This window comes from Pseudoalteromonas sp. S3178 (assembly GCF_005886985.1).
Taxonomy (GTDB): Bacteria; Pseudomonadota; Gammaproteobacteria; order Enterobacterales; family Alteromonadaceae; genus Pseudoalteromonas; species Pseudoalteromonas carrageenovora.
In genome coordinates this window covers 143,103-157,202 of the sequence record NZ_PNCW01000025.1, presented here as the reverse complement: position 1 = coordinate 157,202, position 14,100 = coordinate 143,103, and the positions used below count along the sequence as shown (strand labels likewise).

Annotated in this window: 15 protein-coding genes; 3 read left to right on the top strand and 12 right to left on the bottom strand. The window is 39.3% G+C overall.

Annotation, left to right across the window (positions count from 1 at the left end):
- Positions 1-3 precede the first annotated feature (3 nt).
- The 4 genes from CWC11_RS07620 to CWC11_RS07605 are packed head-to-tail and all read right to left on the bottom strand — an operon-like array spanning position 4 to position 2,617.
- On the bottom strand, positions 4-447 hold the full coding sequence (locus tag CWC11_RS07620; protein ID WP_058549460.1) for a DUF4426 domain-containing protein: 444 nt from the start codon (positions 445-447) through the stop codon (positions 4-6).
- A gap of 57 nt (positions 448-504) precedes the next feature.
- Positions 505-1,038 carry a YggT family protein gene (locus CWC11_RS07615; RefSeq protein WP_104643318.1) on the bottom strand — a complete coding sequence of 178 codons (534 nt, stop codon included), beginning with the start codon at positions 1,036-1,038 and terminating at the stop codon, positions 505-507.
- 26 nt (positions 1,039-1,064) lie between these two features.
- Entirely contained in the window at positions 1,065-1,886 is an 822-nt protein-coding gene (gene proC, locus CWC11_RS07610) for a pyrroline-5-carboxylate reductase (protein WP_138682200.1), read from the bottom strand.
- Positions 1,887-1,903: 17 nt separating this feature from the next.
- Positions 1,904-2,617 (bottom strand): YggS family pyridoxal phosphate-dependent enzyme, encoded by a 714-nt coding sequence (locus tag CWC11_RS07605; protein WP_138682199.1) that lies wholly within the window; start codon positions 2,615-2,617, stop codon positions 1,904-1,906.
- A 2-nt stretch (positions 2,618-2,619) separates the two neighbouring features.
- Between CWC11_RS07605 and CWC11_RS07600 the strand changes: the two genes are divergently transcribed.
- Together CWC11_RS07600 and CWC11_RS07595 are read left to right on the top strand one after the other, a co-directional pair.
- Entirely contained in the window at positions 2,620-3,660 is a 1,041-nt protein-coding gene (locus CWC11_RS07600) for a type IV pilus twitching motility protein PilT (protein WP_058549464.1), read from the top strand.
- 9 nt (positions 3,661-3,669) lie between these two features.
- The gene (locus CWC11_RS07595; RefSeq protein ID WP_104643315.1) at positions 3,670-4,803 is read left to right on the top strand and encodes a PilT/PilU family type 4a pilus ATPase; all 1,134 of its coding nucleotides are present in this window, start codon (positions 3,670-3,672) and stop codon (positions 4,801-4,803) included.
- An 89-nt stretch (positions 4,804-4,892) separates the two neighbouring features.
- Here CWC11_RS07595 and ruvX read toward each other — a convergent pair whose 3' ends face one another.
- From ruvX to CWC11_RS07565, 6 genes are all read right to left on the bottom strand, one after another.
- Positions 4,893-5,342, bottom strand: a complete 450-nt coding sequence (gene ruvX / locus CWC11_RS07590) for a Holliday junction resolvase RuvX (protein WP_058549466.1) — start codon at positions 5,340-5,342, stop codon at positions 4,893-4,895.
- Positions 5,343-5,588: 246 nt separating this feature from the next.
- Complete coding sequence (locus CWC11_RS07585) at positions 5,589-6,146, bottom strand: YqgE/AlgH family protein (RefSeq protein ID WP_058549467.1); 558 nt, start codon at positions 6,144-6,146, stop codon at positions 5,589-5,591.
- Between the two features lie 123 nt (positions 6,147-6,269).
- Positions 6,270-7,220, bottom strand: coding sequence for a glutathione synthase (gene gshB / locus CWC11_RS07580; protein WP_138682198.1), 951 nt, complete (start codon positions 7,218-7,220; stop codon positions 6,270-6,272).
- Positions 7,221-7,274: 54 nt separating this feature from the next.
- Positions 7,275-8,009: a 16S rRNA (uracil(1498)-N(3))-methyltransferase gene (gene rsmE, locus CWC11_RS07575; protein ID WP_138682197.1), complete on the bottom strand. Its 735-nt coding sequence runs from the start codon at positions 8,007-8,009 to the stop codon at positions 7,275-7,277.
- A gap of 68 nt (positions 8,010-8,077) precedes the next feature.
- On the bottom strand, positions 8,078-8,557 hold the full coding sequence (locus CWC11_RS07570) for a hypothetical protein (protein WP_138682196.1): 480 nt from the start codon (positions 8,555-8,557) through the stop codon (positions 8,078-8,080).
- A 71-nt stretch (positions 8,558-8,628) separates the two neighbouring features.
- Positions 8,629-9,522, bottom strand: a complete 894-nt coding sequence (locus CWC11_RS07565) for a DUF350 domain-containing protein (RefSeq protein WP_138682195.1) — start codon at positions 9,520-9,522, stop codon at positions 8,629-8,631.
- 77 nt (positions 9,523-9,599) lie between these two features.
- Here CWC11_RS07565 and glnE point away from each other — a divergent pair, with 77 nt between their 5' ends.
- Positions 9,600-12,395, top strand: a complete 2,796-nt coding sequence (gene glnE, locus CWC11_RS07560; RefSeq protein WP_138682194.1) for a bifunctional [glutamate--ammonia ligase]-adenylyl-L-tyrosine phosphorylase/[glutamate--ammonia-ligase] adenylyltransferase — start codon at positions 9,600-9,602, stop codon at positions 12,393-12,395.
- A 34-nt stretch (positions 12,396-12,429) separates the two neighbouring features.
- Here the strand turns inward: glnE and CWC11_RS07555 are convergent, their stop codons facing one another.
- Positions 12,430-13,002, bottom strand: coding sequence for a toxin co-regulated pilus biosynthesis Q family protein (locus CWC11_RS07555; RefSeq protein WP_058549473.1), 573 nt, complete (start codon positions 13,000-13,002; stop codon positions 12,430-12,432).
- Between the two features lie 88 nt (positions 13,003-13,090).
- The gene (gene lpxL / locus CWC11_RS07550; RefSeq protein WP_138682193.1) at positions 13,091-14,020 is read right to left on the bottom strand and encodes an LpxL/LpxP family Kdo(2)-lipid IV(A) lauroyl/palmitoleoyl acyltransferase; all 930 of its coding nucleotides are present in this window, start codon (positions 14,018-14,020) and stop codon (positions 13,091-13,093) included.
- Positions 14,021-14,100 lie beyond the last annotated feature (80 nt).

Genomic DNA, 14,100 nt, shown 5'->3' with positions numbered 1-14,100 from the left:
ATATTAATCTACGTAAAATTTTTGCTGAAATTGTAATTTTTGAAACTGGTTACTTTGTTGTATTTCAATTTCAAAACGTAAAATTTCTTCGTTGGTGTAATTTACTTGAGCAAGATAATAAATTGAGTCACCTTCTTTAACTTCTTTAAAAGTTAAGGTTTGTTTATTACCCAGTAAGTTTTTGGCTGTGCCAGTTAACGTGGCTGTTTGTGCTGTTTTATCGGCATCATTTTTTAATATAGAAATGTTTACAACCCCTTTGTAGCCACTGCGCTCAAGGTTGTACGCTTTAGCTATTTTGGGCTGAATAAACGTAGAAGGAAAGGCAATGTAATGTACTTGCCAAGGGCCGAGCTCTTTGTACTGAGCACCTTGCATTTCTTCACTTTGTGCATTAAATGCGAAGGCTAAACAAGCAATAAAACAAAACTTAATTAAACGATTCATTATGGTGTCCTATATAAAAAAGAGGCCATAAGGCCTCTTTTACTTAAAATTGAGTGCTTACGCTAAAAAGTCCATAAACAGCATTTGTAAAAACTGAATACCAATAATGAGTACTAATACTGATAAATCTAAACCACCCATTGGCGGAAGAATTTTACGAATAGGTTTAAGCATTGGCTCAGTAAGCTGATGAAAAACTGCTTCAATAGGGTTATAGCCTTGGCTTACCCAGCTTAAAATAGCACGGATAATTAACACCCAAAATACTAAGTTTAAACCTTCTTTTAATACAGTTATTAATGCTTGGATAAACACCGGCTGCGGTGCCCATGCTCCATAAATAACAAGCATTAGGGTACTAATTTTAGCTACGGCTACAAGGTATGCCAGCAACAATGACGCTAAATCGAGCCCGCCAAATCCAGGTATAATTTTACGTAGCGGTTTAACGGCAAACGACGTTGCTTTAACTACAAATTGGCTCATCGGGTTGTAAAAGTCGGCTTTTGCCCACTGTAGCCAAAAACGCAGTAGCACCACCATTAAAAATAAATCAAACAGGGTACTGATCAAAAATTGCATGGCATTCATAATGTAACCTTCAATAAAAAGTAATTTTAAAGTTCTTTTTCCATTTGCTCTGCGCGGGCAATACATGCATCCATCGCGTCGCTAACAGTTTGTGTTAAGCCTTCGCCTTTTAAATGCTCAACTGCGGCATGTGTAGTACCGCCTTTAGATGTTACATTTGAGCGCAATTGCGAAATAGTTATCTCTGGTTGGCTAAGTGCCATTTCTGCAGCGCCTAGCGCTGTTTGTTGCACTAAGCGACGGGCATCTTCATCGTTAAAACCAAGTGCTTTAGCTTTTTCTTCAATGGCTTCCATAAATAAGAAAAAGTAAGCAGGAGATGAGCCAGTCACTGCAATAATATCGTTAATTTGCGACTCTTGCTCAACCCATACTGCAATACCAGTACATTCAAATACTTGTTGTACAAACTCGTGTTCATCGGCTGTTTCGTTTGCACCAAATAAACCCGATACACCACGGCCAAGCAGCGATGGGGTATTTGGCATACAACGTACCATTTTAACGTCTTGGCCTAGCATTTCACGTAAACGCTTAACGGTTAAACCTGCGGCAACCGATATAAATAATTTATCACTAAAGTCTACGCCTGATTCTTGAAACGATTTACATAAATCGCCCATCATTTGAGGCTTAACAGATAATACAATGACATCAGCATCGCGTAGGGCTTCGTTATTGTCACTGGTGGTTTTCACCTTGAAATCGTCTGCTACCTTTGCAAGCTTTTCTTGGTTGCGGTTTGTAGCAATGATGTTGTTTGCGTTAAAACCGTTTTTTACCATGCCACCAATAATGGCATAGCTCATGTTACCTGTGCCTATAAATGCGATTGTTTTATCTGACATATGTCTGTTATCACCTTTTAAGTTCGAGTTCCAAAAATATCTGTGCCGATCCTCACCATGGTTGAACCTGCACTTATGGCAGCTTCAACATCTCCACTCATACCCATCGACAACGTATCTATATGAGGATATTGGGCCTTTAGTTTATCAAAGCAAGTTTGTAATTGCTCAAAAGATTGAATTTGCTCAGCAGGAACGTCACTTTTAGCCGGAATTGCCATTAAGCCACGCAAAGTTAACTGCTCACATTGGCTAATAAATTCTGCAAGTTCAGGTATTTGATCAACGCTACAGCCTGACTTAGCCTCTTCTGTACTTATATTTACTTGAATAAGCACATTTAAAGGGGGTAAATCAGCAAGGCGTTGTGCGTTTAGTCGTTTTGCTATTTTAATGCGATCAACACTTTGCACCCAGTCAAAATGCTGTGCAACAAGCGCGCTTTTATTTGATTGAATAGGGCCAATAAAGTGCCAAGTGATGTCGCTTAATGCACTTAATTGAGCTATTTTATCTACAGCCTCTTGAACATAAGACTCGCCAAATTGGCGTTGGCCATGCTCGTAAGCTGTAGCTATATCTGCACTAGGTTTTGTTTTTGAAACAGCGAGTAAAGTTATTTCGCTGCTATTTCGTTGTGCATTTTTTGCCGCATTTGCAATTCTAGCGTAGGCGGATGTGAGTCGTTCTGCTATTGTAACCATATATTTATCAGTTAGTTGTGGAGTCATAAATGGATATTACCGAATTATTGGCGTTTAGTGTGCAACACAAAGCATCCGATTTACATTTATCGTCGGGTGTTTCACCTATGATACGCGTAGATGGTGATGTTCGCCGTATTAATATACCAGCACTTGAAGACAAAGACGTAAACAGTCTGGTTTACGACATTATGAACGATAATCAGCGTAAGGACTACGAACAAAATCTTGAAGTGGATTTTTCGTTTGAAGTACCTAACCTTGCACGCTTTCGTGTGAACGCATTTAACTCCAATCGTGGGCCTGCAGCGGTGTTTCGTACCATCCCAAGTGAGGTGCTAACACTTGATGATTTAGGCGCTCCTGATATCTTTAAAACAATTTCAGATACTCCTCGAGGGCTTGTATTGGTTACAGGGCCTACGGGTTCAGGTAAATCAACAACGCTTGCAGCTATGGTTGATTATATAAATCAAAATAAACATCATCATATTCTGACTATAGAAGACCCTATCGAATTTGTTCACGACAATAAGCTAAGCCTTATTAATCAACGTGAAGTGCACCGCGATACTCATAGCTTTTCAAATGCCCTTAGAAGCGCACTGCGTGAAGACCCTGATGTAATTTTGGTTGGTGAGCTTCGTGATTTAGAAACAATTCGCTTAGCAATGACTGCTGCCGAAACCGGCCACTTAGTGTTTGGCACGCTTCATACAACCTCAGCGCCAAAAACTATTGACCGTATTATTGATGTGTTCCCAGGTGAAGAAAAGGCGATGGTACGCTCAATGCTCTCTGAGTCATTACGTGCGGTAATTTCGCAAACGTTACTTAAAAAAATTGGTGGCGGGCGAATAGCCGCTCACGAAATTATGATTGGTGTACCCGCAATTCGTAACTTAATCCGTGAAGATAAAATTGCGCAAATGTATTCATCAATTCAAACAGGTGCATCGCACGGTATGCAAACAATGGATCAATGTTTAACAAATTTAGTAAACCACGGGCTGGTTACAAATAAAGCCGCGCAAGAAAAAGCGCAAGATAAAACACAGTTTGGCGGTTAAGGAATCATCATGAATTTATCTTTAAACCACTTTTTACTCATTATGATTGAGAAAAAAGGCTCTGATTTATTTGTATCGAGTCAATTGCCCGTTAGCGCCAAAATTAATGGTGAATTAATCGCGCTAAGTGACGATAAACTTACCGACGAACAAGCTTTAGAGCTTGTTGAGTCAGCAATGAGCGAAAAGCAAAAAAATGAGTTTCATACCACCAAAGAGTGTAACTTTGCGATAGCAACAGACGAAGGGCGTTTTCGTATATCTGCTTTTTGGCAGCGTGATAGAGCTGGTATGGTTATTCGTCGTATTGTGACTCAAATACCTGACGTGAGTGAGCTTGGACTACCTTCTACGCTAACTGATGTAATTATGTCGAAGCGTGGCTTAGTGTTATTTGTTGGTGGTACTGGGACTGGTAAATCAACATCATTAGCTGCACTTATTGGCTACAGAAATCGTAACCAACGCGGTCATATACTCACAATTGAAGATCCGATTGAATTTGTACATGAGCATCGTAAGAGCATAATAACTCAGCGTGAAGTAGGGCTTGATACCGAAAGTTTTGAATCCGCGCTTAAAAGCTCGTTGCGACAAGCTCCCGATGTAATATTAATTGGTGAAATACGTTCGCAAGAAACCATGGAGTATGCGCTTAGCTTTGCTGAAACCGGTCATTTATGTGTTGCTACATTGCACGCTAACAATGCAAACCAAGCGATTGACCGTATTATGCATTTAGTACCAAAAGAAAAACACGACAAGCTTAAGTATGATTTAGCACTTAATTTACGCGCTATAGTTGCTCAGCAGCTTGTACCTACCTCAGATGGTGAAAGTCGCGTTGCCGCAATAGAGATTTTACTTAATTCACCTATGGTGGCCGAGTTAATCAAAAGCGGCGACATTGGCGGCATTAAAGAGGCAATGGCTAAATCTAAAGAAATGGGCATGCAAACCTTTGACCAAGCCTTATTTGAGCTTTATAGACAGCAGCGTATTAATTACGCCGATGCACTACATCATGCTGATTCGCCAAATGATCTACGCTTAATGATTAAGCTACGTAATAACGAGCAGCAAGGCGCAGGCTTTTTGCAAGGCGTTACTATTGATGGCCTTGATGAAAAAGATAAAAGCTAATAACTACAAAAAAAGCGCCAATTGGCGCTTTTTATTTGCTTATTAATCTACGCAAATACTTAATTAAGTGAATTGGTATAAAATCGTTCTTACTCGCCGTAGCTTGCTTCAAAAAAGCTTTCTAAAATAATAACCGCAGACATATTATCTACATTACCTTTGCCTAAGTTTTTATAGCCGCCGTGTTCAAACAAGCGAGCCTTTGCATCTGCTGTTGTTAAGCGCTCATCTTGTGTTTGCACAGGAATGCCGTAATGGTTATGCAGTCTATTAGCAAACTTCTTAGCTTTAAATGTTACCTCTTGAGAGGTACCATCCATATTAAGCGGTAAACCTACCACCATTAAATCTGGTTGCCACTCTTTAACTTGTACAGCTATATGATCCCAATTAGGAATACCGTCTTGTGCTTTTACAGCTTTAAGGCTTGATGCGCTGCCTGTAAGCTCTTGACCAATAGCTATGCCAATACTTTTAGTGCCAAAGTCAAAGCCCATTACAGTGCGTTCACCTTGCGGTTTAAGCGTTTTTTTTGTCATGTGTTTCCTGTTTTAGGTTTTATTTTGGCCTGTGTGTCTTACAAGGTTAAATTTTTAGTAAATATTTTGTATTTAGGTAAGGTACAGCCTATGTAGTGAGGTTACTCATCATAAATGGGTAATAACGTAGAGTAAATACCAAACATGTGCTTCTCGAAGCTTGAAAATATTTAAATCTAAAAGCTCAAAAAGCCCTAATTCCATGAGCTAAGTTATTAATAATTAACTCATGGAAATAAGGTGGTTTTATGCATGGCCTGCTTCTGGGCTAAGTTGGCTAATATCAAAGCCCAACATAGACACTGCTTTTTCCCAGCGCTTTTCAACAGGTGTATCAAAAATGATCTTTGGATCAGCTTTTATGATCAACCAACTGTTATCTAAAAGCTCTTGCTCAAGTTGTCCTTGCTCCCATCCCGAATAACCCAGCGTAATAATGAATTGATCAGGTGCGTGAACGGTGGTTAAACTTGCCAGAACATCTTTAGATGTGGTGATCATTATATCGCTGCTAAGCTTTTGACTCGCAGAATATCCCGGTTTTGGAGAGTGCAAAACAAAACCTCGGTCTGTTTTAACCGGCCCACCTGCAAACACACTTACTTGAGCTGCATTTTGCGTTTTGTCGTTATCAATTTCTATTTTATCTAAAAGCTCACCAACAGTAACATTAATAGGTTGGTTTATTACCAAGCCCATAGCCCCATCTTCATTGTGCTCACAAATATACGTAACGGCACGTTTAAAAAAAGGGTCTTGCATCGACGGCATAGCGATTAAAAAATGATTTTCTAATGATTGCATAGATTTCGCCCTTTAGTTAATGGATATTAGTTGAACTTTTAGTATGGCATAGTTCTATAAATTGAACATAAAAAGCGCATTAATTGTATGAAATTATTAAATTAATACGCTTTTAAATGGTGTTTAGTTTGTAAGTTTACGCTCAATGGCATCAAACAAAATACCGGTGATAGAAATATCATACGCGGCTTCAATTTCACGTACACACGTTGGTGCTGTTACGTTTATTTCAGTTAATTTATCGCCAATAATATCTAAGCCTACAAATACTAAGCCTTTTTCTTTAAGCGTTGGCGCTATAGCTTGTGCTATTTTTAAATCGGACTCGCTAAGAGGGCGAGCTTCACCTCTACCGCCAGCTGCTAAGTTACCGCGTGTTTCGCCATTTTGAGGAATACGCGCTAAACAATACGGAATTACCTCGCCATCAACAACCAATACGCGTTTGTCGCCTTGTTTGATCTCTGGCACATAATTTTGCACCATCGCAAAGCGGCTGCCGTGTTCGGTTAGCGTTTCGCAAATTACACCAATGTTTGCATCGTCTTCTTTGATACGAAAAATTGATGCGCCACCCATACCATCAAGCGGCTTTAAAATAATGTCTTTATGCTCGGCTAAAAAATCACGAATTTGCTTTTGACTACGTGTTACTAGCGTGTCTGGCGTATGCTCGCTAAACCAAGCTGTAAATAGCTTTTCGTTAGCATCACGAAGGCTTTGTGGCTTATTAATGATAAGCGTGCCTTCTTGCTCTGCACGTTCAAGTATATAGGTTGCGTAAATATATTCAGTATCGAATGGTGGGTCTTTACGCATTAAAATAACGTCTAGGTCAGCAAGAGCAATAGTGGCTTTTTCTTCTAGCTCATACCATTTTTCGGTGTTGTTAAATACTTGAGCTTTAGACGCCGTTGCATACGATTTACCTTTACGAAGAGATAGGTCATCCATCTCCATGTAGTAAATTTCGTAGCCGCGCTCTTGCGCTTGCATCATCATTGCAAAACCGGTGTCTTTTTTAATGTTAAATCCGCTAATAGGATCTGAAATAATACCTAACTTAATTGCCATGCGCTGTGCCTTACTATAAATATTAATGTTTATATGAGGGTGCTTTTAGTTATTTCAATTAGCTAAATCGCCAAATTGTAACTGTAATGCACTTAAGACCGTTAAAGCGGCGGTTTCCGTTCGTAAAACACGCGGGCCTAAGCGAATATCTACAAAATCTTGTTGTTTAGTTTGCGCCATTTCTTCATCGGTAAAACCGCCTTCAGGGCCTACTAAAAAGCGCACACCATCTTTAGGTACTGTAATGGTTTTAATACTGTGCTCAGCACGAGGATGCAAAGTCAGTTTTATTGCCTGCGTTTGCTGCTCTAGCCACTGTTTTAAATCAACGGGAGGGTGAACAACTGGTACAAAGTTACGCCCAGATTGTTCGGCTGCAGCAATTGCAATTTTTTGCCATTGCTGATGTTTTTTCTCTAAGCGATCGCCACTGAGTTTAACGCCGCAGCGCTGGCTAAAAAGAGGGGTGATTTCAGTTATGCCAAGCTCTACAGATTTTTGAATGGTAAAATCCATCTTATCGCCACGGGATACACATTGGCCTAAATGAATTTTAAGAGGCGATTCTACATCATGAGGATTTAGCTCAAGTGGCATTACAATCACTGTTTTTTTAGTTACCTCAATTATTTCACTAAGGTACTCGCCACCTTCGCCATTAAAAATAGACACATGCTCGCCTACTTTCATACGCAGTACGCGGCCAATGTGCCCAGCAGCGTCATCATCTAACGTTACAGGGGTGTTTAAGGCAATATCCGATGCCTGATAAATATGAGGAACTCGCATGGTGTGTTACTTACTTATTAGCGAAAAATATATACCGCTATGGTAAGTAAGCACGAAGCTAGGTGCAATTATTTATTTTTATTATGTAGTTCAGCTTGGCAGATAAGCTCTTGTGTACTGTGAGCTATATCGTGTTCTGCAATTAAAGGCTCGGTTAGCGTGTCATCGGTAATTCGGCTCAATGTGTATTCTGTATCATCGAGATTTATTAAAAAACGGTTTTCGTTTAATGAATTATAAATTGAGCGCTGTTGATCACTTGCCAGTAAGTAATCGGCGCTATTAAAAAGAACGCCATGAATACTGTGATGATCCGCTAAATAATGGCTAAGTTCAGCAACGCTTATCTCGTTTTCAAGGTCGCAATAACAATAATCTTTAATTTGCTCATCAAACATCATTTTTACTAGCTGGCGTGTATTACTGCCCACAGCTATGAGCTCACAAGGTGTGCTGCTTTTATTATTGTTTTTGTTGTACTGTGCAAACGCACGACTAAATTCGTTATCTATGTCGATTAGCAAATAGTTTGTTACTTGCACTGGCAGGGGCCTCGTTGCATTTAAGCAAAGTGATTACCACCTTTACTTAAATGCATAAGTGCTAGTAAAGGAGGGAGTTAAATAGAAAACATGCTTATAAGTAAATAGCCTATAGCACAAAAAACAGCAAACTCTATACATGCAATCCCAATGTTATCTTGGTGATCAACTTCAAGAGCGGTATCAATATTTGGTAAAGATATAACTTTTATTACATAAGTTAAACAATAAAGTAACAACCACATTACACCGCAATGCATTACCAGTGTAAATATATTTTCTACCATTTTACCATTTTGGAACGCTGCGCTTGATAAACCAGCATAAACTGCAAGTGCTAAACCAATTGATTTACCTGCGTATCTTATACCTATTGAGGTGTTTTCTAGATTAAAGTTACTTTGCAATGAGGCACCTTGGTTAGCTTTAGCAAAGCGATGCTCACGTATTTTGCTATCAAGGGCAAACATCCCTTGTAGAGTAAAAAAGCTAACAAAAGCAATGAGTAAGTTACTAAACCCTTGAGTGTGAGTCCATGTATATAAGCCAAGTGCAATAATGCAGTTAGCTATTAACATGCCTGAGTCAACCAAGGCGGCGCATACATTTTGCTTTAATATAGCTGCTTCTTCATTAAATCTGTGTAATATCCATTTTCTGTGGATTAAATGACCAACCTTAATAAATGTAAATAATAAAACAATTAAAATAACTACTTTTAATGGGTTTGACTGTGCGGTACTTACGCTTATTTCGTCAAATAAAAAGGCCATAGTTGCTATAACTACTGATATTTCTGATGCAAAACTAATTCCCATGGCAAAGTTATCGTGTTGTGCTAACTCTTCTTTAAGCGCTTGTTTTGCCTTAAGTTGAGTTACAGTTCGTAAACCAAAAATAGTTATGCAAATAACCGCAAAACTAATGGCAATCGCAATAAAACTAGTGTTAGATAAAGACAAATATGACATGGTGATCCTAATTAAGTTAACCTTTCTAGGTTTTAGTCATTCTAGTACGGTTATTGATGATATAAAAGAGAGGATCGATGAGTAATCTAAAGCAACTTCCTATTCAATTACAAAAACTTGGCTTAGAGCGCTTCGAACAGCTATATCCGCAGCAAAGCGATGAAAGTGAAGTTGTACGATTACTCGCATTGAGCGACTTTGCATGGCGCTCTTTAGAGTCTCAGCCCGATTTAAAAGATTGGCTTTTGTGCAAAGACGAAATACAAAATAGACATGTCACATCTCCCTTTGATGGCCTAGAGCTTACTAATATAGATGAAGCAAAGTGCAATCAAATTTTACGAAAGTACCGCGAAAAGTACTGGCTTAAAGTTGCATACCTCGATCTTTGTTGCGCTAACCCAATTGCAGATAGCATAAACTACATTAGCCAATTGGCCGATATGCTAATAAATAGTGCTAACCAATGGGCGCATGCACAGGTTGCAAAAGTAAATGGCGAACCCCTTGATGAGCAAAACCATTCAATGCCATTAATGGTATTAGGAATGGGAAAGCTTGGTGGTAAAGAGCTAAATTACTCATCAGATATAGATTTAATTTTTGCTTACCCTCGCAGTACAAAAACGCAAGGCGGACGACGAAGCCTAGAAGCCCAAGTGTTTTATACAAAAGTGGCGCAAAAGCTTATTGCAGCGCTTAACCAAGTAACAGGTGATGGGCAAGTATTTAGAGTTGATATGCGCTTGCGCCCGTTTGGTGAAAGCGGCCCTTTAGTTATGAGCTTTAACGCTATTGAGGATTACTACCAAGAGCAAGGGCGCGATTGGGAACGCTACGCCATGTTAAAAGGGCGCTTAATTGGCACACCTAATAAATACTGGGATGAGTTTATTAAGCTGTTAAAGCCGTTTGTTTATCGTCGCTATATTGATTTTTCGGTGATCGAATCACTGCGTAAAATGAAGTTAATGATTGCTCAAGAAGTACGCCGTAAAGGTCTTACTAATAATATTAAACTAGGTGCTGGCGGTATTAGAGAAGTTGAATTTATTGTACAAGCACTGCAAATGGTTAGAGGTGGGCGAGAAGCTAATTTACAAACGCAATCTCTACTCAAAGCATTAAATGAGCTATCACTTAGCCAAGTTATAGACGAGCAAGAAGCTGTAGAGCTTACAAGCAATTACCTTTATTTACGTAAAGTTGAGCAGTACCTGCAAATATTTGACGACCAACAAACACAAACCTTACCAGATGATGAGCTAAATCAGCTGCGCTTAAATTTATTATTAGCGCAAGAAAATTTCAGCGCTACATTAAACACGATTGAAAAAGTTATGAAGCAAGTTAATAGCGAATTTTCGCTAGTAATTGGCGAGGAAACCGTACCGCTAGATACCTGTGAAGGCGCTTTTATTAGTGCGTGGGATCATGGTGATGTGAGCTTTTTAAAAGACGAAAGAGATGAGTGGCAAACGCCCCTAAATGACTTTAAATTAAGACTTTCAAAAGTAAATATTGGTAATCGAGGTCGCGAAATTCTTGATAAGTTGATGCCCGTACTGCTCAATCAACTCAATGATTTTAATGCCAGCGCAGCTGCATTTACAATGGTTTGCCAAATATTAAATAAAATAATATCGCGTACAGCCTACCTAGAACTGCTTTACGAAAACCAAGGCGCGTTAAAGCAACTGGTATTATTGTGCTGCCATAGTAAATGGATAGGTGAGCATATTTCTCGATATCCTATTTTGCTAGATGAATTAATTGATCCCGCAGTACTTTATAAACCCACGCCTCTAAGTGCATACAAAGACGAGATAAGACAGTATTTTTTACGTATTGAGCATGACGACCTAGAGCTACAAATGGAATCGCTTAGGCAGTTTAAGCAAACTCATCAGCTACGTATTGCAGCTGCCGATGCAACCGGCGTTATTGATGTGATGAAGGTTAGCGATCACCTTACAGCACTTGCTGAGGCGATCGTCGATCAATCAGTAAATATTGCGTGGCACAATACTGTTAAGCGCTTTGGTATGCCCCCCGGTACTGATGACGAGCATAAAGGCTTTGCTGTTATAGCCTACGGAAAAACAGGTGGTTTTGAAGTTGGATATGACTCAGACCTTGATTTGGTGTTTGTACACAACCATGACGGCTCAAGCCAAACGAATGGCGATAAGCCAATAGACTCTCGCCAATTTTATTTAAAGCTCGCACAGCGCCTAATGCATTTATTTAATACTCGTACTGCATCGGGTATTTTATATGAGTTAGATACGCGTCTACGCCCAGAGGGCGCATCTGGTTTATTAGCTATTAACTTAGAAAGCTTTAATCATTATCAGCAAACGCAAGCATGGACGTGGGAGCATCAAGCACTCGTCCGGGCTCGACTTATATTAGGTCAAGATGAGTTAGTTGAACGCTTTGCACAAATACGTAAAGAAATATTATGCCAACCACGAGATGCCGACATACTTAAAGCTGATGTAATTAAAATGCGCGAAAAAATGCGTGAACACTTAGCGAAAGGAAACACACAGCAGTTTGATTTAAAGCAAGATATTGGTGGCATGGCAGATATTGAGTTTATAACCCAATATTTAGTACTTAAACACGCTAATGAATTTGAGAATCTAACAGTTTACTCAGACAACGTTAGAATTTTAAGTGATGCCGCTAAGCTTGGCTGTATTAGCAAAGAGCAAAAGCAGCAGCTAATTCAAGCCTATATTGATTATCGCTCACGCTACCATGTGTTGAGTTTAGATCAGCAGGGGCGTTTAGTTTTGAGGGAGCAGTTTGAGCAAGATATTATTAATATTACGCAAATTTGGAATAGCGTATTTGAGCTAGGTTAAAGTGAAATTGCTAAAGTATTTATAATACAGGCAGTTAAACTTTTAGTTTTAAGCAGTTACTTCGGACAAATTCAGAAGGGAGCTCGGTAATAACCGCAGCTCTTTGCTTGTAGCAAAAGTAAGTATAAACCTCGTATTCAAAATCATCATTAATTGCTCTGCCTACTTGGTACAGCGCCGATGTGAAGTTACTATCTACCCTAAAGTGATCCTTTACCACGTAATCTTTACTTAAGTACCAATACAGTTCAACCCCTTCAGTTTTTGCATATTCTTTAAGTACATCTTTAAGTGTTGAGCCATTTTCAAAACGCCTTGGTTCAACCTTTCCAGACCAACTAGCTGGCATAGGATCAACAATACGTGCTCGTTCAGCAAGCACTCTATCAAGGCTTTGTTGAGGGGTTTTAAGCTGTAAAACAAACTGATCACGCTCTTTATTACTTTTTACTTGATTGCGAATAGATGAATAAAAGCGAGATAACCCTTCGGCAGCAGCATTTTTAGATTGTTTTATATCAAGTACCGGGCCATCGCCGAGTAAAAAATACCCCGCAAGTGCAACTAGTACCACAGCAAATGATAAATGTTTAATCCAAAACCACATTATAACTACTCACTTTATTTATGACTTTATCAAGCTCTAATGTAGAGGCTTACTTTTCAAAGTTCAGGTTACCTATATTGTTATACCACTACTTTTTGTAAAATGAAGGGGTATTTTTATCAGGCCTTGTTTTAAAACGACGATGAAGCCACATGTACTGGGCTGGTGCAACATTAATAGCTTGCTCTACTCGCTGGTTAACGCGTGTTACATCAGCTTTATCATCACCGCTTGGGAAGTTTTCAAGCTCAGGAATAATCTCTAAATGGTATTTTCCATTATCATCTCTGTGGCTTATTAAGCTCATTGTTTCGCAATTTTTGCTACCAGCAAACATCAACGTCCCGGTGGTGGTTGCTGTGTCGGGTACGGCGTAAAAAGGCACAAACTCGCAGCGGTTACGGCCGTAGTCTTGATCTGGTAAGTAATAACATACTTTTTTGTTTTTTAAAGATTTCAACAAGCCTTTAACGTCTTTTCGGCCAATCAAGTATTCGTTAGAGCGAAGACGGCCATTAGTTGTAAAATATTCCATTAGAGGGTTGTTGTGCGGGCGATAAAAGCCAAGGCCTTGGCACTTTAAACCCATCACGCGACTGGTCATTTCAAGGTGTAAAAAGTGAGGAACAAGCAATAAAACACCTTTGCCAGAAGCTTGTACGCGCTCAAAATGTTCAAGCCCTTTAATTGAGCCATAGACATTTTTTACACGCCACTGCGGCCACCACCATGCCATGCCCGTTTCGACCATGGCGATACCGGTGTTTTCCATATTTTTTAACACTAATTTTTTTTGTTCGGCTTCACTCATATCAGGAAAGCAAAGCTTAATGTTTACCTCTGCTATATGGCGACGACGTTTCATAAATTTATGGACTAAGCGCCCTAGTAATTTACCTAATCCGAGTTGAAGTTTTTGTGGTAACCAAGAGATCACGTATAAAAATAAAACGCCTATCCATGTTAGCCAATAGCGAGGGCCTAAAAATGATATTTTAAAAGGAGATGAGGTGACCACAAAAAAATCTCTAAAAATAAAAACGCTAGTTTAACGCTAAGCGTAATAAAATACAAAAAGCCAGCAGGTGCTGGCTTTGT